The sequence below is a fragment of the Zhongshania guokunii genome, assembly GCF_040892635.1.
GTDB lineage: Bacteria > Pseudomonadota > Gammaproteobacteria > Pseudomonadales > Spongiibacteraceae > Spongiibacter > Spongiibacter guokunii.
Genome location: NZ_JBFRYA010000001.1, coordinates 62,667 through 82,618, shown reverse-complemented (window position 1 = coordinate 82,618; position 19,952 = coordinate 62,667). Strand labels below are relative to the sequence as shown.

General features: G+C 50.2%; 17 protein-coding genes. 5 read left to right on the top strand and 12 right to left on the bottom strand.

Translation table 11 applies throughout. The annotated features are described in order from the left end of the window. Nucleotides 1-193 precede the first annotated feature (193 nt). The 9 genes from AB4876_RS00345 to AB4876_RS00305 all read right to left on the bottom strand — a co-directional run bounded on the left by AB4876_RS00345 (nucleotide 194) and on the right by AB4876_RS00305 (nucleotide 9,844). A complete protein-coding gene (locus AB4876_RS00345) occupies nucleotides 194-541 on the bottom strand; it encodes a hypothetical protein (RefSeq protein ID WP_368379670.1) in 348 nt (115 codons plus the stop codon). 10 nt (nucleotides 542-551) lie between these two features. Then, on the bottom strand, nucleotides 552-899 hold the full coding sequence (locus tag AB4876_RS00340) for a DUF6488 family protein (protein ID WP_368379669.1): 348 nt from the start codon (nucleotides 897-899) through the stop codon (nucleotides 552-554). A 14-nt stretch (nucleotides 900-913) separates the two neighbouring features. Next, nucleotides 914-1,789, bottom strand: a complete 876-nt coding sequence (locus AB4876_RS00335) for a HupE/UreJ family protein (RefSeq protein WP_368379668.1) — start codon at nucleotides 1,787-1,789, stop codon at nucleotides 914-916. A gap of 1 nt (nucleotide 1,790) precedes the next feature. After that, complete coding sequence (locus AB4876_RS00330) at nucleotides 1,791-4,898, bottom strand: efflux RND transporter permease subunit (RefSeq protein ID WP_368379667.1); 3,108 nt, start codon at nucleotides 4,896-4,898, stop codon at nucleotides 1,791-1,793. Nucleotides 4,899-4,908: 10 nt separating this feature from the next. Beyond that, the gene (locus tag AB4876_RS00325) at nucleotides 4,909-6,141 is read right to left on the bottom strand and encodes an efflux RND transporter periplasmic adaptor subunit (RefSeq protein ID WP_368379666.1); all 1,233 of its coding nucleotides are present in this window, start codon (nucleotides 6,139-6,141) and stop codon (nucleotides 4,909-4,911) included. Further along, nucleotides 6,138-7,445, bottom strand: coding sequence for a TolC family protein (locus AB4876_RS00320; RefSeq protein WP_368379665.1), 1,308 nt, complete (start codon nucleotides 7,443-7,445; stop codon nucleotides 6,138-6,140). Before AB4876_RS00320 ends, AB4876_RS00325 begins: the two co-directional genes overlap by 4 nt. Nucleotides 7,446-7,454: 9 nt before the next feature. Next, nucleotides 7,455-8,408: a M48 family metalloprotease gene (locus AB4876_RS00315; RefSeq protein ID WP_368379664.1), complete on the bottom strand. Its 954-nt coding sequence runs from the start codon at nucleotides 8,406-8,408 to the stop codon at nucleotides 7,455-7,457. Nucleotides 8,409-8,410: 2 nt separating this feature from the next. Further along, complete coding sequence (locus AB4876_RS00310) at nucleotides 8,411-8,791, bottom strand: BlaI/MecI/CopY family transcriptional regulator (RefSeq protein ID WP_368379663.1); 381 nt, start codon at nucleotides 8,789-8,791, stop codon at nucleotides 8,411-8,413. Nucleotides 8,792-9,064: 273 nt separating this feature from the next. Next, nucleotides 9,065-9,844, bottom strand: a complete 780-nt coding sequence (locus tag AB4876_RS00305; protein WP_368379662.1) for a response regulator transcription factor — start codon at nucleotides 9,842-9,844, stop codon at nucleotides 9,065-9,067. Between the two features lie 387 nt (nucleotides 9,845-10,231). Here AB4876_RS00305 and AB4876_RS00300 point away from each other — a divergent pair, with 387 nt between their 5' ends. From AB4876_RS00300 to AB4876_RS00285, 4 genes are all read left to right on the top strand, one after another. After that, nucleotides 10,232-12,664, top strand: a complete 2,433-nt coding sequence (locus AB4876_RS00300; protein ID WP_368379661.1) for a TonB-dependent receptor — start codon at nucleotides 10,232-10,234, stop codon at nucleotides 12,662-12,664. 107 nt (nucleotides 12,665-12,771) lie between these two features. Next, nucleotides 12,772-13,704 carry a DUF7064 domain-containing protein gene (locus tag AB4876_RS00295; RefSeq protein ID WP_368379660.1) on the top strand — a complete coding sequence of 311 codons (933 nt, stop codon included), beginning with the start codon at nucleotides 12,772-12,774 and terminating at the stop codon, nucleotides 13,702-13,704. A gap of 56 nt (nucleotides 13,705-13,760) precedes the next feature. After that, the gene (locus AB4876_RS00290; protein ID WP_368379659.1) at nucleotides 13,761-14,942 is read left to right on the top strand and encodes a phosphotransferase family protein; all 1,182 of its coding nucleotides are present in this window, start codon (nucleotides 13,761-13,763) and stop codon (nucleotides 14,940-14,942) included. Further along, nucleotides 14,932-15,483, top strand: coding sequence for a hypothetical protein (locus AB4876_RS00285; RefSeq protein WP_368379658.1), 552 nt, complete (start codon nucleotides 14,932-14,934; stop codon nucleotides 15,481-15,483). The genes AB4876_RS00290 and AB4876_RS00285 overlap by 11 nt, the downstream gene beginning before the upstream one ends. Nucleotides 15,484-15,711: 228 nt before the next feature. Here AB4876_RS00285 and pyk read toward each other — a convergent pair whose 3' ends face one another. Both pyk and gap read right to left on the bottom strand, forming a co-directional pair. Continuing rightward, nucleotides 15,712-17,160, bottom strand: coding sequence for a pyruvate kinase (gene pyk / locus AB4876_RS00280; RefSeq protein WP_368379657.1), 1,449 nt, complete (start codon nucleotides 17,158-17,160; stop codon nucleotides 15,712-15,714). Continuing rightward, nucleotides 17,157-18,200 carry a type I glyceraldehyde-3-phosphate dehydrogenase gene (gene gap, locus AB4876_RS00275; protein ID WP_320838345.1) on the bottom strand — a complete coding sequence of 348 codons (1,044 nt, stop codon included), beginning with the start codon at nucleotides 18,198-18,200 and terminating at the stop codon, nucleotides 17,157-17,159. Before gap ends, pyk begins: the two co-directional genes overlap by 4 nt. A 231-nt stretch (nucleotides 18,201-18,431) precedes the next feature. Between gap and AB4876_RS00270 the strand changes: the two genes are divergently transcribed. Continuing rightward, nucleotides 18,432-19,313 carry an SIS domain-containing protein gene (locus AB4876_RS00270; protein ID WP_320838344.1) on the top strand — a complete coding sequence of 294 codons (882 nt, stop codon included), beginning with the start codon at nucleotides 18,432-18,434 and terminating at the stop codon, nucleotides 19,311-19,313. Between the two features lie 5 nt (nucleotides 19,314-19,318). Here the strand turns inward: AB4876_RS00270 and AB4876_RS00265 are convergent, their stop codons facing one another. Further along, complete coding sequence (locus tag AB4876_RS00265) at nucleotides 19,319-19,945, bottom strand: bifunctional 4-hydroxy-2-oxoglutarate aldolase/2-dehydro-3-deoxy-phosphogluconate aldolase (protein WP_368379656.1); 627 nt, start codon at nucleotides 19,943-19,945, stop codon at nucleotides 19,319-19,321. Between the last annotated feature and the right edge of the window lie 7 nt (nucleotides 19,946-19,952).

The following is a 19,952-nucleotide window of genomic DNA, read 5'->3' as shown; positions in this document are numbered from 1 at the left end:
GCTATAAATAGTCATTCTGAACTTGATTTGGAGTCTCATACCCAAACTAGCTCATTACCACCTCGACAGATGCCAGATCAAGTCGGGCAGGACGATTTTGTCATGTGGACATTTAGTGACAACACTTTGCCTGGCCCTCTTCCATAGCAAGGGAGACTGACTTCTAAATTGAAATTAGTTATGAGTTTGAATATCACCCAATGACAATCATTATCGCCCGATGTACAAAGTAACCCACAACGAGTAACAGCAAACCCGATACATAACTTTGCCAAAAGCCAAGATGAAACCGATCAGCCAGTAAAAACGGCATGAAAAATAAATAAGAAATCGGCACGCCAAAGAGAATACTTTTGGCAAAGGTGATGCTGGCCTCTGGATCTTTGTGTTCTATGTACGAAAACAACAAAGCCAAAATAGAAACCAGTGGTAGCGCGACAATAAAGCCCGCCAACACTGGTTTTTTATCCGATAGCCACGACGCATAGCCAATAACCGACGCAGCGAGAAGTATCTTTGCGGCAAAGATATAGCTTGTCATAGACTCACCGTTAATTTACGCCTTCAAACTTACCGCTGATATTCGCATCATAAACTTCGCCGTCATCTGACATTAGTATATAGAGTGCGCTCTCTTCTTTCGGGTTTACAACTTTGACAATACGATAGCCATCGCCACTCTGAAAAATCGTCGCGGTATCACTTGTAATATTGGCCCAGCTCGCGGGTACTACCCCAAAACCAAGTTGAGGATCGATACTGGCAAAACCCTTAGTGGTTTGAGTTGCGATGAGCAGGGCCTTTTGCTCAGAAATTGGTGCATGGCCGCTGCCATGGGCCAAGAGATTTGAGCTTATGAATAAGCTCGCGAGTAAACACAAAGCAATCCGGAATTTCATTCTTTCACCTTTATTTAGTGGCTGTGGTAGGCGCCATCACCATGTTCATGGGCGCCTTCGTCATACTGCGAAGGCTGAGGAGCAATAATACGCCGAGGATAGTGATCGAGGATATTTGCTTTCGCCTCCGTCGCCATATCTTCATGGATATGGACGTGATCATCGGTATTAATCGGGAAGTCATCAGCAAACACGGTGTGCTGGTAGCCGTGTAGCTGATGCAGAAAAAGCAGCCCGCCAATAATGACCAGTAATGTATTGGCCATAACACTAAAGCGCTTGAACGAGGCAGTTTTACGCCACCCGACTAACAGTGCCAACATGACAGTGAGCGCCGCGATCTGACCGACTTCGACACCGACATTGAAGGCGAGTATTTTCATAACGATACTGCCCTCGCCCATGGGCAGCTGTTGCAGCCGCGTAGACAAGCCAAAACCGTGAATCAAACCGAAGCCAAACACCATATACATCAGGTTTGGCGAGCCCACACCAAAATAGCGCTTAAAACCGTCTAGGTTCTCGAAGCCCTTGTAGCAGACGGTCAGCGCGATAACAGCATCAATCAGGAAGTAATTTGCCTGCACGAAATAAAGCGTGGCAAACACGAGCGTAATCGAGTGGCCCACAGTGAACGCCGTAATGAACTTTACAATATCGGTAAATCGGCTGAGAAAGAAGATGACGCCAAATAGGAACAGCAAGTGATCATAGCCCGTAAGCATATGACCTGCACCCAACAATATGTAATCTGGCAGACCAGCCTCAATTGCGCGCTGTTTATCTGCCTCAGACATGCCGTGGGCGAGCACATTTATACTACTGAACATCAACATCGCTACTGCAGCAATGAGCGCGTAAAAACGACCTGTAAACATTTTTTTCTTCATATTATGCTCCTTTATCGGCGCGGTGCAGCATACGGTACAAGGACGGCAGCACAAATAAGGTAAGCAGTGTCGACGACAAAATACCGCCAATCACCACGGTGGCTAGGGGGCGTTGCACTTCTGAGCCTATTCCGGTGTTTAGTGCCATTGGGATAAAGCCCAAAGACGCAACCAGCGCCGTGGTAATGACCGGCCGCAGACGCGTCAGCGCGCCTTCGATAATGGCAGGCTCCAGCCCCAAGCCTTCGCGGCGCAGCTCGCGAATAAACGAAACCATCACCAAGCCGTTCAATATTGCGATACCCGACAAGGCGATAAAGCCCACTGCGGCAGAGATCGAGAAAGGTATATCTCTAAATACCAGCGCTAGAATCCCACCGGTTAGCGCGAGCGGCACACCGCTAAATATAATCATTGCGTCTTTTAGCGAACCAAGTGCTAACAACAAGAGGCCGATAATCATGAGTAGAGTCACTGGCACAACCACGGCGAGTCGCTGCGAAGCGGATTGCAAAGTTTGATAGGTACCACCGTATTCCACCCAATAGCCTGCTGGCAGCGCTACTTGCGATTCGATGGTTGCCTTTACGTCGCTAACGAAGCTGCCAAGGTCGCGGCCACGAACGTTCGCCGTCACCACCACTCGGCGCTTACCGTTCTCCCTGTTGACCTGATTCAGGCCAGTTGTCAGCCCAATATCCACCAACTCTTTCAGGGGTACATAGCCACCACTAGATACTTGAATGGGAAGTGAGCCTAACTGGTCAATATTATTGCGTCGGTCTTCCGGTAGCCGCACAACAATCTCAGCGCGGCGATCGCCCTCGTAGAAAAACCCTGCACCCTGGCCGCCCATTGCCGTGGCAACTTGATCTTGCAGACTATTAAGCTCAACACCATATTGGCCTAGGGCAGACTGTTTAGGCTTAAGCGTCAACATGGATAAGCCCGTGGTCTGCTCCATCTGAATATCGACAATGTCATCCACTGAGCCAATGAGGCTTTGAATTTCTTCACCAAGGCTTTCGAGCTGAGACAAATCATCACCGAAGATTTTAATCGCTAGCTCGGCACGTACGCCTGACAACAGCTCGTTAAAGCGCATCTGTATCGGCTGGAGAAATTCATAGCGATTGCCCGGCACGGGTTCCACCAACGCCGAGAGTTCTTCCACAATCTGGTTTTTAGGCTTACTCGGATCAGGCCACTGATCGCGCGGTTTTAGGATAATGAAATTATCTGCCACGCTGGGCGGAACTGCATCAGTCGCAACATCGGCGGTGCCGATCTTGGCAAATACCCGCTCTACTTCAGGCATGGTCTTAATGGCGGCTTCGAGTGTTTCCTGTAAGGCTACCGCCTGACTAAGCGAGGTGCCCGGAATTCTGAGCGCGTGCATCGCGATATCACCCTCATCGAGATTTGGCACAAACTCACTACCCAAGCGACTGGCCAAGCCAGCACATACAACAAGTAATACCAACGCAGCTGCAACCACTGCGCCACGCATGGCGATTGCTTTGCGCAGCAGGCGGCCATAAAGGTTTTTTGTGGCATCAAATGCACGATTCTCTTTTTCAACTACCGGCCCCTTGAACATCATGGCGATAGCCGCTGGAACAAAGGTGATGGACAGCAGCATGGCTGCACTTAGGGCAATGACCACCGTCATGGCCATGGGGTGGAACATTTTGCCTTCTACGCCGGTTAGTGAAAATATCGGCAAATACACCGCCGTGATGATAAACACCCCAAACAGTGCAGGCCGTATCACCCCTTTGGTGGCGCTAAACACAACGTCGAGGCGCTCATTCAGCGACAAGGTCTGCTTGTCGCTGGCAAGGCCCAAACGACGCAGACAGTTCTCTACAATGATAATGGCGCCATCGACCAACAAGCCGAAATCCAATGCGCCCAAACTCATCAAGTTGGCACTGACGCCACTACGCACCATGCCGGTGATGGTCATTAACATCGCAACCGGAATAACCGCAGCAGTGATTATCGCTGCACGCACATTACCTAACAGCAAGAACAGAATAACAATAACCAGCAATGCCCCTTCGAGCAGATTGGTCGTGACGGTTTTCAGAGTTTTGTCCACAAGACCGGTGCGATCATATACCGCCGTCGCGGTAATGCCTTCTGGCAAACTCGACTTAATTTCCTCAAGTCTTTCACCCACAGCTTTAGCAACGGTACGGCTGTTTTCGCCAACGAGCATAAATACCGTGCTCATAACGACTTCACGACCATTCTGGGTAGCCGCACCCGTGCGCAGCTCCTTGCCCTCGCCCACGGTCGCAACATCACCGACGCGCAGCGGCTGGCCATCACGTGTCTTGATTACTATTTGACTGATATCAGCAAGCGTTTCGGCTTGCCCCGGAATACGTAGCAGCCACTGCGAGCCTTTTTGCTCAACAAAGCCCGCGCCACGGTTTTGATTATTGTCGGCAACTGCGTCGAGAAGCTCTTGCTGAGTGACGCCATAGGCAAGCATTTTTTCAGGCTGCAGGCCGATTAAGACTTCACGCTTGTAGCCGCCAATGGGATTAACCTCAACCACACCGGGCACGCGCAATAACTGGGGGCGAATAATCCAGTCATGGGCTGAGCGCAAATCTGTTGGCGTTATTAGCTTGCCATCAGCATCGATCGCACCGAGCTCGGCATCTACGGTGAACATGAAAATTTCACCCAGCCCCGTCGCAATCGGCCCAAGTTCCGGCTCCAGCCCCAGCGGCAATTTGGCGCGCACGCTGCCAAGCCGCTCGTTCACTAGCTGGCGAGCAAAATAAATATCGGTGTCATCACCAAAGATTACCGTGACTTGCGATAAACCGTAGCGGGAAATCGATCGCGTGTACTGCAGCTCCGGCAGGCCCGCCATTGCCGTTTCAATGGCATAGGTAACACGCTGCTCTACTTCCAGCGGCGTGTAACCCGGCGCTTCGGTGTTAATCATCACCTGAACATTGGTGATATCGGGAACGGCATCAATCGGTAGTCGGTTGAAATTCCATAAACCCAGACCACAGAGCGCAAGCACGGCGGCCATCACCACCCCGCGCCGCGCTAGGGAAAATTGTATTATTGCATCAAGCATGGGACGTCCTTTAATGGTCGTGTGAAGCGCCAGATTTTTCGATATCGGCCTTGATGATGAAGCTGTTGTCGGTAACGTATTCTGCTCCCAGCTTTAACCCACCTAAGACTTCAATCCATTCGCCAGCCTCACGACCGAGCTCGAGCATGCGCACTTCGTATTGATCGCCCACTTTGGCGTAGACCACGGTGAAATCCCGAAAGCTTTGCAGTGCCTTCCGCTTTACCGCGAGTGGCACTTCATAGCGAGCGACTTCAACATCGCCGCGAATAAAGCTCCCCGCTGGCAGCGCAAGATTGCTGGCATCAACACTAACCCTGATGTCTGCAGATTGATCGGCATTCAGCAGCGGAGAAATCCACTGCACTTTGCCTTCACCAATGACGTCCATCGTATCGTTGCGCAACTGCACGCTGTTGTTTAGCGCAACTCGACGCCGGTCGTCGGGAAAAGCTTTGAGTAAAACCACTTGGCGGGAACGGTCAACAATACTCACCAGCGTACGGCCAGACGTAGCCTCGCCGACATTGACCGGCAGCGCCGCAATTTCACCGGCAATATCAGCGCGCAACACATAGGATTTCAGGCTTTCGTTGCTCTCAATACTTATCAACGGAGTGCCCGCTTTCACCTGCTGACCTAAGCTAACGTGAATGCTTTTAATTACACCCTCGAAACGGGCGCTTAACTGCGTTAAAGCATTGGTATCCGCGACCAATCGACCGAAGAGCGGCAGCCGCTCGACGAGCACTTGTGAACGCGCAGTACCAGTGGTGATACCCATGGCGTCAGCCACATCGGCATTAATCCGCGTGCGCCCTTCAAAATTATCGTACTGCCACTGATAGCGCTTACCACCATAAGAAGCATTAAGCGTAACGAGAAAAGAATGGGGCTCGACTATTTCCATATCGCCGCGCAAAAAATCATCCTGCGGTTTGAAATTGATTTGGTCGTCGCCGTCACCCAGGCGCCCCAAAGTAACGCTTACTTTGACGTTTTCTGGTGGCAGCGCCTCGCCACCTTGACTTGCCCAGACACGAAACTCTGGCGGCACCCCAGTTTCGAAGATGGCCAGTTCAATCGCGAAATCATCCTCGCGCAACATACGCCCCCGATGCGGGCCCTTCTCGGGCTCAACTTCCTTAGCCTCGGTGCCAGACGCCAGCGCAGCACTGCTTAAACTCATTAATAATGAGACCAGCATACTGGCCATTAACGATCGTTTTACTGAAATACTCATGGATTTACCTCGTCGCTGCCCAGTAGTGGCAAACCGCTTAGGCGTTCAATTTCAACGCGTGTGAGCTGTGCTTTAAACTGGCTATCTAATAAATAACTACGTGTTGCGAGCAGCTCCTGCTGCACCCCGCGCCAATCCTGGTAACTATAGCGACCAAGCTGATATGCATTTCGGGCTTCGCTCTGGGCCTTTTCAAGCCGTGGAAGAATCTGCTCGCGCAGTGCGCCAACCACATGCTGGGCATGCTGGAACTCTTGAAGCAAAACGTACAAGCGCGCTTCCAGCACTATTTGCATGGCGTCGGCATCGGCGCGGTAACGATCACGCTCTGCAGCTAATGCGGCGATACGTCCGCTATTACGCTGTTCGCCTCCCAAGGGCACGGTAACGCCAGCGACTAAGGCGTAGTCGTCGGTGTTTTCAAAACGCCTTACACCGGTTGAGAACTGCCACCTGGACTGGGCTTCCGTTTTTGCTAAGGCGATTTCGGATTGTGCAACGCGCTCTTGGCTGAGTAGTTTTTGTACGCGCGGATGACTGCTTAGCTGCTGCGCTAAAGCCTCGTAGTCCAGTTTTTCGGCGGCAATGGCGAGGGAGCCAGAAGCGATATCAAAATCAGTTTGGCGGGCATTCCACTGGGTCGCCAACATCCGCTTAGCGCCGCGAATTTCATGATCCAAATCTTCCAAGACGATATCTGCCCGCGCGAGCTCAGCCTCGGCACGAAGTTTGTCAGCAAGCAGCGATTTGCCTGCATCCATGCGCTTCGACAGCTCTTTGGCCACTGATTCCGCTTGCGCTCTAGCGGCTTCGGCGAGTGCTTTACGCTGCTGATAGACAACGACGGTGAGAAATTGACGAGCGGTCTCGGCGGCCACATCCAGTTTCTTTATCGCTTGCTCATCGCTAATTACTCGTTTTTGCACGTCGACGCTATGTCCGCGCTGCTGCAGTAAATCACCCTCTAAGACCCAACTTATACTGAGCGTCGACTGAAGGCTGTCGGCGCCACTGTAGTCACCTGAACCAAGGGCATCCTCTACACTTAAGTCTAGTTGGGGGCGACTGCCCACCCGCGCCTGCTGCGCCATTCCGTCAGCGGCAGCGCGACGATAGCTAAATGCCCGAAGTTCAGGGTGATTAGCAAAACTACGCTGAATAGCCTCACTAAGTGTTAATGACGTCTCGGCTAACGACACTGCCGGCATAATCAACAAAAGTGGCAGCAAGGTAATTGCTTTACGCCAGAAAAACCGATTCATAATCGGTTTTTCTGGCGTTCGAAACGGACTAAAAATATGCATAAATAAGCCTCAATGACTAAAAATTGCTTCAACCGCATGATGATAGCTATCCACACTCAAAAGGCATGAAGCCAATAGCACAGCCAGTAATACAGCGAACAACGATAATGGAAAACCACGCCCTCGCTCGGGACGTAGCTGGTAATGAACACGCGCTTCAATTTCAGACGCGTAGAAATGGCAAGGCAAAGGGCTAGCAAAGTGATGTTGATCGCGGGACAAGCGGCATAGCTTAATCACGGTACTGGCCACACTGCTGCCACCAAAACCGCCGGCCGCGGCATAATCGTCAGCCGCAAGTTCAAGACATAAAGAAAACTCACGGCGCAATTGCTTGCCAATGAACGGCAGATAAAACGCTGTTAAAAAATAAAAGCACAACTTCCGTAAGGGGTCTAAACGCTGCTGATGGGCAAACTCATGTCGCGCCACTATTTCGTTTTCCGCGTCGGTTAACGTCGCTCGCAAGGCTGGGCTAATAAAGACTTTAGGCTTAATCAGGCCAGCGGTAAGGGCATATATCACAGTGGAGCTGACGTTTTCACCTTTAGTGAGCGCATCAAGGCTAAGTAACTTATTGAGAGTGGATCGATGACTGAAGAGTTGACGAGCATGACACACTATTGCGTTTAGCGAGATGCCGGCAAACAGAATGACTAACAGGGTATGCCAGCTGTAAAGATTGAAAACATTTATATGGTGCCAGTGGCTAAGCGTTCTAAACCAGCTCGGCATCGCGGCGACAAAATTCGGTTTCAAAACAAGGGTGGTAACACTTAGGGCAACAAGCCAGGGAATCAATACCACTGACCACAGTACCCATTGCCGTGCGCCTGCCGATAATTTCACCCGCCACTCTTCACTTGCGCAAACCACAAACGATAGCGCTATAACACAGTAGAAAAACACTGATGCCGCGATAAACACGCTATTAAGGGTAATTGCAGTGGTGCCAATAAGCATAGTTACCTTCCCAATTTGTCGCTGGCGCGGCGCTGGTCAATCAGTTTCTCTAGCGCCTGCAACTGGGTTTCGGTCATTTCCGCAGACAGTGAGCTAAATGCGGCTAATAAGGTGTCTTCATTGTCAGTGTAATCGGCTGCGACCTCCCGCACCAGTTGTGCCAGGAAGGCGTCTCTGGCCATGGCTGCGCGATAAATAAAGGCGTGGCCTGACTTATCGCGAAACAAAAGCTTCTTTTTGTACAGACGGTCGAGAGTGCTTTGAATCGTGTTTAATGTTCTCACACTATCATCCGCGAGCTCGCGATGTACGCGCTTTGCGTCAGCCTCGTCGGTATCCCAAAAATATTGAAGCACCAACTTTTCCAAATTTCCCAATTGCATGCCAAATTCGACCTAAATTTGCAGAAGATAACTATAGTGCCCGCGATAAAACCGATCGTCAATCGGTTTTACACCTGTAAGCCGAGAAATTGAGTTATGTGGTATTGGATAATAAGTAGTCGCGCCAGGGAAATTGCGCATTTTTTCATAGAAATTGCAGTGAACGAAAGATCGGGTATACCTTTCCTTATGAGCCAGGCACTCCACCACAAAAAACTACTATTTCATGTAAGAAATCAGAACTGCAAGCATCAATAAAAAGGTACCTAGGCGTCAGTTTCCCCCAACATGCAGCAAAGACTTAATACGCCCAACATTTAATGCGGCGATGAGTTCGGTTCGGCTTTTTACACCAAACTTTTGGTAGATGCGACGCAGGTGATTTTCGATTGTGTAATTAGATAGACATAGAGTCTTCGCAATTTCTTTATTGCTTTTGCCCTGCACTATTTCAAAAACGACTTGCTGCTCTCTGGGGCTAATGCCTTTGGCGATATTTTCTAATTGATGCAGTGGTGATTCGGTAATGCATTCATTTCGTAAAATATTAATCGAATTTTCTAAGATATGGTCACTGCTGTCAGACATCCAATCTTCCATCGCCGAAAGCGCCTGCTCTACGCAAAGGTTTTTGCGCTCCTGCAGCATCTGCATACCAATAACCAAGTGAAGATTTTTACTCAATGGATGAATCATGCAAGCGGTTTGCCGATACCCGTAGGCGCCAAGGCCACGCCAATAAGTACCACTGGGATCTGCTGGGCTAGGGAGCGTACTCGGAAAATTACTTTCTTTGGTTTTTACGCCAATGGCCATGCCTTGCACAGCATTGGGTTCTACCGATTTTTGTAAAAAAGAATCAACCTTATATAAACGGAGGCGGTAATCGTCCATCGCTTCTACTTGGGTGTGGCGCTGGTAGATAAAGCTAATCGCCTTGTCGTCTTCTTGACGTTTATCAAAAATAAACAGCGATATGCCATCTGCCTTAGAGCGATTTAACACCTTTTGGCTATGGCTGTGATTACTCATTTCAAAATTATTGTTATTCATTGCATAAGACCTTCTTTATGTATCGAAGAGTATATGACTTAGCTTAGACGGTAATAAGTACTTATGCCTACCCACCAAGGCCCATAAAAATACTCATACAAATCATACGCTTAATATTATCGCCATTTTACGAGTTGGTTCGCTAACGTAAAAATAACGGATTTCCGTCAATGCACTTAAGCCATTGCCCTTGCTACTGTGTATCCAGACTCGATTAGGAGCTGACCTTGTCAATCAGTACAAACTGGGTGACAAGGCAAGCGCCTAATATACGTCGAAATAACTTTAATAGATAGCGAGCGAACAATTACCAGCAGCATCTCTTTTAGCCGAGATTATCGATGCCATTTCAGCAATCATCGAACTGCGTCACTCTGAGGTCAGCACATGAGTAAGCATTATAAGAAACATCCCCTAGTTATTGCCATTGCCAGTGCGGCAATGCTTTCTGCAAACAGTTATGCTGCGCCGGCGCTCGAGGAGGTGATTGTTACCGCCAATAAACGCGCAGAAAATATCAATGACGTAGGCCTGTCTATTTCCTCCGTTAGTGGCGATCAAATGGCCGAACAAAAACTAAGTTCCCTTGAAGAGATTTCTTCGGTGGTACCAGGCCTAGTGTTTTCGTCAAGCACGTCAAACACGCCAATATTCACTTTACGTGGCATTGGCTTTAACGAGCAGAGCTTGGGCGCCTACCCTGCCACGAGCTTATACATAGACGAAGCGCCAATGCCTTTTCCGGTCTTGGCTAGCCACGCCGCCTACGACCTAGAGCGGGTAGAAGTATTAAAAGGCCCCCAAGGCATTCTATTTGGGCAAAACTCAACTGGCGGCGCCATCAACTTTATTACCGCCAAGCCCGGCCAAGAGTTTGAAGCCGGCGGCGATGTGTCGATAGGCAACTACGCCCGTAAAGAGCTCAACGGCTATGTGAGCGGGCCCCTGACCGACACCCTTGGCGCACGCTTAGCGATAACGTCGCTGCAAGCCGATGAATGGCAAAAGAGTGCCTCGCGCAATGACAAAAACGGCGCCCAAGACTACTTCGCAGGCCGCTTAGTGTTAGAGTTCACACCAACTGATCGCTCTGCCTACCTCTTCAACATTAACGCGTGGCAAGACAATAGCGACCCACAAGCACAGCAATATGTCGCTTATAACCCCGCGATCAAAGTAGACAGTGCAACGGGCAACCCACCAGGCACATTAGCCGCGATTGCCGCGCAGCAATTCACCGCCGAAGATACCGAAGCCGCTGATTGGTCGCAGTATATCGACCCCTCATCTGAGCGCGACTACTACCAACTGGTAGCGCGGGGCGACTGGGATCTGAACGACGAGATGACCTTAACTGCCTTGTCTACCTACCAAGATTTTGAGCAAAAGCAATCTACCGACGGTGACGGCCTGCCGCTAGTGTTATTCGACTTAGGCCCGAGCTATGGCGAAATCGACACTTGGATTAGTGAAATTCGCTTGTCCTCCGTCAATGCCACCACCAAATGGGTTATTGGCGCCAATCTAGAAGAAAGTAATACCGCTGAAGACCAGACCCTAAACTACATTGACTCTACTAACTACACCGATCAAAACGCCTATATCAATACCAGTGGCATTTCCCTAGCACAGGAAATTTCTACATATGCCATGTTCGGCAACCTCGACTACAGCCTAAGCGACGATCTCACCGTTAAAGTGGGGGCTCGCTATACCGACTCAACCATTAAGGTTAATAGCTGTAACTACGCCGCGCCGAATACCCCTGGCGCCATCGACGCCGGTGACGGCGCCAACACTGCGACCTTGTTTAATATTTTGGGCAACGCCCTAGGCACTGAAGCGTTTACCCCAATTGGCATTAATGGTTGCTATACCCTCAACGACAATAGCGTGCCTGGCGACCCATACGTAAATGAGTTAAGCGAAGATAATGTGTCTTGGCGCCTAGGAGCCGATTATGGTCTGGACGACGACACCTTGATTTACGCCAACATTTCCAAGGGCTATAAATCAGGAAGCTACCCTGCGCTCGCGGCGGCTAACTTCTTCCAGCTCGACCCCGTTACCCAAGAGTCGGTGCAAGCCTACGAAGTGGGTATTAAAAGCTCGCTGGCGGGTAACTCCATACAGCTAAATAGCGCTGTATTTTACTACGACTACAAAGACAAGCAGCTGCGCACCAAAATCTTAGACCCAATCTTCGGCTTTCTCGACACCCTCGACAATGTGCCCAAGACCGAGATTTACGGTTTAGAGGCCGATGTAACCGCCCAAGTTACCGACGGCCTGCGCTTAACTGCCGCGTTTACGTATTTAAAGTCTGAAGTTAAGGATTACCAAGGTGTTAGCTTCACCAGCGAAGCAGTGCGCGACGGCAATGGCGCCTTGGTGCTGGCTACCGGCGAAGCCGATTTCTCTGGCGACCCGATTCCCTTCACACCTGAACTGACCTATATGCTCGACGCGGAATACACCATTGCACTGAGTGGCGGCGCCGATGTTTACGCCGGCGTAAACATCAATGGCCAGTCTGAGTCTGACGCCGCTTTTGGTGGCAACCGCTTAAGCTATAGCCAAGACCAACGCGACGATGGCGCCAAGGCCATCACCGAAAAATTTAATGAAATGGAAGCGTATAGCGTGGTCAATGCACGCATGGGCTACCGCTCAGACGACGGCAACTGGCGCGTAACCTTGTGGGGTAAAAATATCCTCGACGAATATTACACCACGAACGTTATCGCCTCGTCAGACACCTCGGCGCGCTTTACCGGGCGCTCCAGAACCTTTGGCCTAACCCTTGGCTACACCTATTAAGCGCTAAGATTATCAGCCTTTCATAATCATCCCTTGGCGGCACACAAACCATCTGGTGCCGCACTTTTTACCCATTTCTATATTGAACAATCGCTAGGAGGCGAATAATGACTAAATACACTATTGAATATCTCTCAGAAAACATTGAGCGCTACATACCCAACCCCGATATTTACAAATGGAACCAAAGTTACTATTTCAACTTCTACGATAGAGAGCAAAAAACCGGCGGTTTCTTCCGCATTGGTATTTTAGAAAACGTTGGCGAAATAAACTGCTTTGCCATATTTTTTAAAGACGGCAAACCGCTGTTTACCAGAGTTAATATGAACCTGCCCTATACGGATCAGCGCCTAGACCCAGGTATTACGGTAGCCGGTATTACCATGCGCGCCACCAAGTCGCTGCAAACCGCCATCGTTAAAATTGAGAGCGATGATTTCAATGCCGAATTGGAATGGGATTTAATTCATCCAATGGGCGACAGCATTGCGCTTAGTAAATGTGGTGACGACGATGCCATTGCCAAGGAGCTCACCTATGTTCACCCCGAAGGCTTTTGCCGCGTGGTGGGCGACATCCACCTTCGCACTGGCGAAACTATTCACATTGACGACAAAGGTTTTCGCGACCTGAGTGTTGGCCCACGAAACTGGACAGGCTTAATTCACTACCGCCTAGCCTGGCCCATTTTTGACAACGGCGTGAGCTGTGTCGCGGTACATGGTATTACCACCCACGGCGACAGCTACCAAAAAATACTCCACGACGGCGAGCGCTGGCTAACACTCGAAAAAGTGGAAGAAACCATTACCTACGAAGACGACGATATTGGCTTTAAGCACGTGCACTGGAAGGTTTGGGATGAGACCGGCAAGCTCTACGAATTTACCGGCGTCCCCCTATTCCGTTGGCAGTTCCCCTACGACTCCTTCATGTTCGTAGAGCAAATGATGGAGTACACCATGGCCGACGGCACCAAAGGCTACGGCATGGGCGAAGGCGGCTTTAGTTTTCCTTGGCAGGGCAACGGCAACTAATTAGGCAATTAAAACATCAATAAAAAACCCGTTTTAACACCGCAGGCAGGACCATTATGAATGCAAACACAACAAGCATAAGCGACATGAATTCCGCGCTTATTGAACCGCGCATGGCTTACATACTAGAGCGCAAACTGCAGCGCAGTAAATTGGGCCCCTACACACCCAAGACCGCCAAAGAGATTGAACAAAGTCTAACTCGGCTATTTATTGCCGATGGTTTGAACGATATTACTATTAGCGGCGTTAAGCGCATGACCGGCGGCGCCTCTAAAGAGCAGTTCCTATTTCAATTGCAACACAGCGGCCTAGCAGAGCCTCAAGGCTATGTACTGCGCATGGATCCGCTAGAGGGCATTGTAGAAACCTGTCGTTTACGCGAAGCCGAGCTGTTACAAGCGCTGGCGGGTAGTTTTCCCGTACCCGAAATTTTAACGGTTGACGCCGAAGGCGACTCCTTGGGCAATCCCGGCTTGATTACCGGCTTTGTGTCTGGCGTTACAAAGCCAACGAGCTTAGAAGGCCAGAGTGTTTCCGGCATAGGCTCTAGCTACGGCCATTACGCCGAACTTATCGCACCGCAGTTTCTGGATATTCTGGTAAAGCTGCACTCTTGGCAGGGCTGGGCCGATGCCGCGCTGCCAAATTATGTTATTCCCAAAAAGAACAGCACCGAAGCGGCGCTATATCAGGTTAATTTATGGGCTAAAACATGGCAGCAAGACTGCGTTGAACCGGTGCCCATGGTGACCTTAACTGAACACTGGCTTCGCGAAAACGCCCCCGTTTGTGAAGAGCCCTGCCTCGTTCACTGCGACTATCGCGTTGGCAATTTTATGTTCGAGGAGCCATCTGGCCAAATCACCACCATCCTCGATTGGGAATTAGCGCACTTTGGTGATTTCCACGAAGATCTCGCGTGGATACTTCAAAAACTGTTTGGCACCTGGAATTCCCAGGGTCAATTTCTGGTGTGCGGTTTAATGGAAAGGGACTACTTCATTTCTGAGTATCAGCGCTTGTCGGGCCGAGAAATAAAGCCCGATGTGTTGCGTTACTACGAAGTGCTCAATGCGTGGAAGTGCGCGATCATGGATTTATCCAGCGCCATTATCGCCGGTAAACGCGCAAACAATCACCAAGACTTACTAATCACCTGGCTGGGTTCAGCCGGCGCAGTGTTTTTAGACCAAATCGAAATGTTACTTAGAGAGGAGCTGCCAAATGCTGCCTGATATTTCAAACAGAATAAACAACCTCAGCAAGGCACTGGAAACCGTGATCATACCCGCCATTCCCGCCGACAATAGTTTCGCGACCGAGCAAGCCGCATTAATGCTAGGACATTTAAAAATGCTCGATCAGCAATGGGATTTTGCCTACCTCTACGAGAAAGGCTCCTTCGACAATATGTTGGCACTGGCCAGCAAGCTCAGCCAAATAGCCGAGGGCGGTGGCGAAAGTCAGATGGCTGCTGTGCAAATACGTACTTTGCTTGCCACCCAACCCGATATGCTTCCGCTCACGGTAAATACCATTAACAATCTTAGCGTAGGGCTAGGCAAGGCAGTTGATAAGCTCATTACGGCGGCCTATAAAGACGGTAGCGTTAAGTTTAAAAGCGCGATGCTTAGCAGCGTTCTAGATTACAACCATATTCAGTCAGCCCGAGAGCGCACTTGGTTTAAAGCCAATAATCTCGATCCCGATGTGCGCGACCTGCCGTCGATGGATGAGATGCTGAATTCCGAAAAATTCACTTATTCTGCGGCGTAACAGCGAGGAAAGTAAAATCTTTAGCTCAGCGGAGCAAGTACCATGCGTATAAGCGGGAATAATTATCAACTCCGGCGGTACTGCTCAGGCTGTTATTCCAAAAGCCGGAGCAAGATTTCGTTGTGGCTATTATTATGCGATAGCCACAAAAATGTAGGAAAAAAATCGCGCCATAGGCGCGATATAAAAATGTGAGACAACAGACCTGACAGACAGCAATGGACCTCCCTAGCCCAAGCGGTCACCCACATTGACAATCTTAATGGTGTTAGTGCCACCATGAACGTTGTTGTAATCCCCTTTCGAGAGAATCACCCAATCCCTTTCTGCAACCAAGCCGCGACGAAGCAGTTCGGAAACCACACTCTCATTTATTTTGTCTGCGGGAACATCGGCAACTTGGTAGCTTATTGGTATAACGTTGCGATACAGAGCAACGCGGCTTTCGGTTTTCGCGTTCGGTGTAAACGCAAATACCGGTATATCGGAAAAAATACGGGTCATTAGCAGCGGTGTATTTCCGGTTTCCGTTAAGCTGATAATCGCAGTCACGCCTTGCATATGGTTGGCAATATACATCGCCCCCATGGCAACGGACTCATCGGCCGCAACAAAGTTTTCATGCAAGCGGTGCGACGACACCCGCGATTCGGGATGTTTTTCTGCGCCGAGGATAACCCGATCCATCGCCGCGACCGCCTCAACAGGGAAGCGCCCGGCCGCAGTCTCGCCGGAAAGCATCACCGCGTCGGTACCATCTAAAACAGCGTTAGCCACATCAAATACTTCGGCACGGGTCGGCAGCGGACTATCGATCATACTCTCCATCATTTGCGTCGCGGTGATTACCACTTTCTGTAATGCGCGACTGCGCTTTATCAAATACTTCTGCACACCAATCAAGGCAGCGTCGCCAATTTCAACACCAAGGTCGCCACGAGCAACCATCACCACATCTGAGGCGCGAATAATATCGTCCAGTAGGTCGAGATCGGCCACGGCTTCAGCCCGCTCAATCTTGCTTACAATGCCGGCTTTGCCGCCAGCATCAACAAGTGCTTTGAGGGCGCGGTGCAAGTCGTCTGGACTGCGCACGAACGATACGGCGAGATAGTCCACGTCGATCTCGGCCGCGAGCAAAATATCGGCAAAATCCTTTTCAGTCAGCGCGCTGGCCGCTAGACCGCCACCTTCCAAATTAATGCCTTTGTTGTTCGAAAGACTGCCACCCACGATGACCTGTGTAATAATTTTGGATCCTAATTTTTGCTCAACCTCCAGCACTATGCGACCGTCGTCCAACAGCAGCCTGTCACCAATTGCGACTTCATCAGGCAGGCTAGTGTAATCAAGACCTACGCCGTCAATGCTACCACCGTCACTCGGCAGGCTCGCATCCAGAGTAAAAATTTGACCGTTTTCAAGTGTTACTGATCCTGCAGAAAAACGCGATATTCGGACTTTAGGCCCCTGCAAATCACCCAGCACAGCGACACTCCGACGATGCTGTTTTGCCAGGGCCCTAACCTCTTCGGCGCGACGGCGGTGGTCGGCTGGGCAGCCGTGGGAAAAATTAAGCCGAACCACATTGGCACCAGCAAGTATTAGCTTTTCTAGCACACCTTCGCCGTCGGTAGCTGGGCCTAGGGTGGCAACAATCTTGGTGCGGCGAATCATGCGGCGTGACTTCCTCTACTGTTTACTGCAGGTTTTGCCACAGCCATCAACGCTAAGCAGTTATCCAGCATTCGATTTGAGAAACCCCACTCATTGTCATACCACGCCATCACCTTAACCATCCGGCCATTTACGCGGGTTTGCAATGAATCAAATATGGACGATGCTGGCTGATGATTAAAATCAATCGATACCAGCGGCTCGTCGTTGTAAACCAAAATACCCGACATCAGGCCGTCGGCCGCCGCCTTGATCAGACTGTTCACCTCCTCAATAGAGGTGTCTCGACTCGCCAAAAAATTAAAATCAACTAGGGAAACATTAATCGTTGGCACCCGCACCGCCATGCCGTCCAGCTTACCGGCCAGCTCAGGAAGTACTAAGCCAACCGCCTGCGCAGCGCCAGTCTTAGATGGAATCATCGACTGCCCTGCCGCACGCGCCCGATAAAGATCGGCGTGGTAAACATCATGTAAGTTTTGGTCATTGGTAAAGGCGTGAATAGTGGTCATGGAGCCCTGCTCAATACCAAGGCCGTCGTTAAGCACTTTGGCAACAGGTGCGAGGCAATTTGTTGTGCATGATGCGTTAGAGATCACCTCGCTGCGCGCATTTAACACCTGGTCGTTTACGCCGTAGACAACGGTTGCATCCACGCCGCTGGCGGGCGCCGATACAATAACTTTGCGTGCCCCAGCACGGATATGTGCAGCGGCTTTGTCCCGAGACGTAAACAAGCCGGTACATTCAAAAACCACATCAATGGCCAGATCGTCCCACGGCAATTTCGCGGGATCGCGCTCAGCAAAGGTAAGGATTCGATCACCGTTCACCATTAAGGCGCCGTCGGCCGTCTCGACCTTCCCATTGAAGCGACCGTGCACAGAATCGTAGCGTGTTAGATGAGCATTTGTGGTGTTGTCGGCGAGATCGTTAATTGCCACTAGCTCTACAGAATCGCTATAACCAGACTCATAGAGAGCACGAAGAATGTTTCTGCCTATACGGCCATAACCATTTATTGCAGCGCGGATCTTCATAGCCAATACCTTTCCCGAACGTGTTAATGTTATTTAATTACAAGGTAACATCTACAAAAGACAAATAAAACAACTTAATGTAATAAAATTACACTAATTGTAGTATAAGCACCTCGAAGTCTTTGGATAAGATCACCAGCTTGTTGAAAACATTAGTGTTTCAGGTAATGCTGCGCTCCGTGGCATATTTATCTTCGCGGTCGACCGCCGCCAAACACCGGAATTTAGATAATGAACATTCTGCATTTAATCAAAGTTCAGCGTGATCAGCTCAGTAAAGCCGAGGCCAAGGTCGCAGATGAAATTTTGGCGGCGCCCGAAGAGGCGATGAATATGGCAACCGCCGAGCTTGCTAGCCGTGCGGGAGTCAGTGACCCTATGGTGTCGCGCTTTTGCCGCAGCGTGAGCTGCAACAGCTTTCCGGAACTTAAAGTACAACTTGCTAAAGCCCTAGCCCACCGCGCCAGCTTTATTAGTGAAGCGGTATCAAAAGGCGATACAGCCCATACCGTTATCGAAAAACGCATTAACGCCAATCAAGCGGCACTTGAATATTTGCGCAGTCACCTCGACACTCAATCGATAGATGCCGCGGTTAAAGCCATGAGCGGTGCGCGGCAAATTATTATTGCAGGCATGGGCGGAGCCGCCGCCATCGCCAAAGATGCGCAACATAAACTATTTCGTCTTGGGATTCCCACCGTAGCCTACGACGACCATCTAATGATGCGAATGGCCGCCGCTGGCGCTTCGTCAAAAGACTGTTTTTTAATATTCTCAGTAACCGGCCGCACCAACGCTATGATTGAAATAGCCGAATTGGCGAAACAAAGCCAAGTGACCCTGATCACGATTACTAATCCCGATTCGCCATTAGCCAAACTGGCCGATATCACCATTACTTCTGGTGACGAGCTGGAAGACACTACCATTTACGTACCGATGACCACTCGAATTATTATCTTAACCATCATCGATATAATAGCGACGGCCTTAGCCCTCGCTCAGGGTCCCGCCGCCGAAGCCCAACTAACAAAAGTGAAACACAGCCTCGATACTACCAAGCGTAAGGCAAGCGCTGAGCGCAAAACCTCAAAAAACAGTAAGCCCTAAATCCATTACGCCGCCAGTCCCGCAGCCATGCGTGACAGGCGTTCTATTTCAGCCCAATCGCCCGCTGCTATCGCCGCTTTATCCAGCATCCAGGTACCGCCAACACAGGCAACATTGGCCAAGCTAAGATATTCCATCGCGTTATCGGGATTTATGCCGCCCGTTGGACAAAAGCGCAATTGTGGCAATGGCCCTAATATCGACTTCAACATGGGCACCCCGCCCGCAGCCTCAGCCGGGAAAAATTTTAGGTGGCGCTGGCCCTGTTCGAGCAATAACATTGCCTCGCTCGGACTATTCACCCCTGGCAACAAGGGAATACCTTCGGCGCGAGCGGCTTCAAGCAGCGTCAATGTACAGCCCGGACTTACTAAAAATTCCGCACCGGCTTCCTTGGCATTGCGCACGTCTTCAGCGGTAACTACCGTACCGGCACCAACCACTGCATCAGGTAATGCCTTGCGAATAGCACTAATTGCCGCCAAACCAAACTCTGTTCGCAAAGTAACCTCAAGTACTTTAAGGCCGCCGTTGTAAAGCGCAGTTGCCAATGGCACGGCGTCTTCTGCACGATCAATAACAATAACCGGAATGACCGGGCACAGATCCATAATTTCATCTAAGTTGCGCATTTTTAAA

Bases quoted from the DNA above. Each gene is read 5' to 3' on its own strand.
- AB4876_RS00345 (WP_368379670.1), bottom strand. From the start codon at position 541: ATGACAAGCTATATCTTTGCCGCAAAGATACTTCTCGCTGCGTCGGTT.
- AB4876_RS00340 (WP_368379669.1), bottom strand. From the start codon at position 899: ATGAAATTCCGGATTGCTTTGTGTTTACTCGCGAGCTTATTCATAAGC.
- AB4876_RS00335 (WP_368379668.1), bottom strand. From the start codon at position 1,789: ATGAAGAAAAAAATGTTTACAGGTCGTTTTTACGCGCTCATTGCTGCA.
- AB4876_RS00330 (WP_368379667.1), bottom strand. From the start codon at position 4,898: ATGCTTGATGCAATAATACAATTTTCCCTAGCGCGGCGCGGGGTGGTG.
- AB4876_RS00325 (WP_368379666.1), bottom strand. From the start codon at position 6,141: ATGAGTATTTCAGTAAAACGATCGTTAATGGCCAGTATGCTGGTCTCA.
- AB4876_RS00320 (WP_368379665.1), bottom strand. From the start codon at position 7,445: ATGCATATTTTTAGTCCGTTTCGAACGCCAGAAAAACCGATTATGAAT.
- AB4876_RS00315 (WP_368379664.1), bottom strand. From the start codon at position 8,408: ATGCTTATTGGCACCACTGCAATTACCCTTAATAGCGTGTTTATCGCG.
- AB4876_RS00310 (WP_368379663.1), bottom strand. From the start codon at position 8,791: ATGCAATTGGGAAATTTGGAAAAGTTGGTGCTTCAATATTTTTGGGAT.
- AB4876_RS00305 (WP_368379662.1), bottom strand. From the start codon at position 9,844: ATGAATAACAATAATTTTGAAATGAGTAATCACAGCCATAGCCAAAAG.
- AB4876_RS00300 (WP_368379661.1), top strand. From the start codon at position 10,232: ATGAGTAAGCATTATAAGAAACATCCCCTAGTTATTGCCATTGCCAGT.
- AB4876_RS00295 (WP_368379660.1), top strand. From the start codon at position 12,772: ATGACTAAATACACTATTGAATATCTCTCAGAAAACATTGAGCGCTAC.
- AB4876_RS00290 (WP_368379659.1), top strand. From the start codon at position 13,761: ATGAATGCAAACACAACAAGCATAAGCGACATGAATTCCGCGCTTATT.
- AB4876_RS00285 (WP_368379658.1), top strand. From the start codon at position 14,932: ATGCTGCCTGATATTTCAAACAGAATAAACAACCTCAGCAAGGCACTG.
- pyk (WP_368379657.1), bottom strand. From the start codon at position 17,160: ATGATTCGCCGCACCAAGATTGTTGCCACCCTAGGCCCAGCTACCGAC.
- gap (WP_320838345.1), bottom strand. From the start codon at position 18,200: ATGAAGATCCGCGCTGCAATAAATGGTTATGGCCGTATAGGCAGAAAC.
- AB4876_RS00270 (WP_320838344.1), top strand. From the start codon at position 18,432: ATGAACATTCTGCATTTAATCAAAGTTCAGCGTGATCAGCTCAGTAAA.
- AB4876_RS00265 (WP_368379656.1), bottom strand. From the start codon at position 19,945: ATGCGCAACTTAGATGAAATTATGGATCTGTGCCCGGTCATTCCGGTT.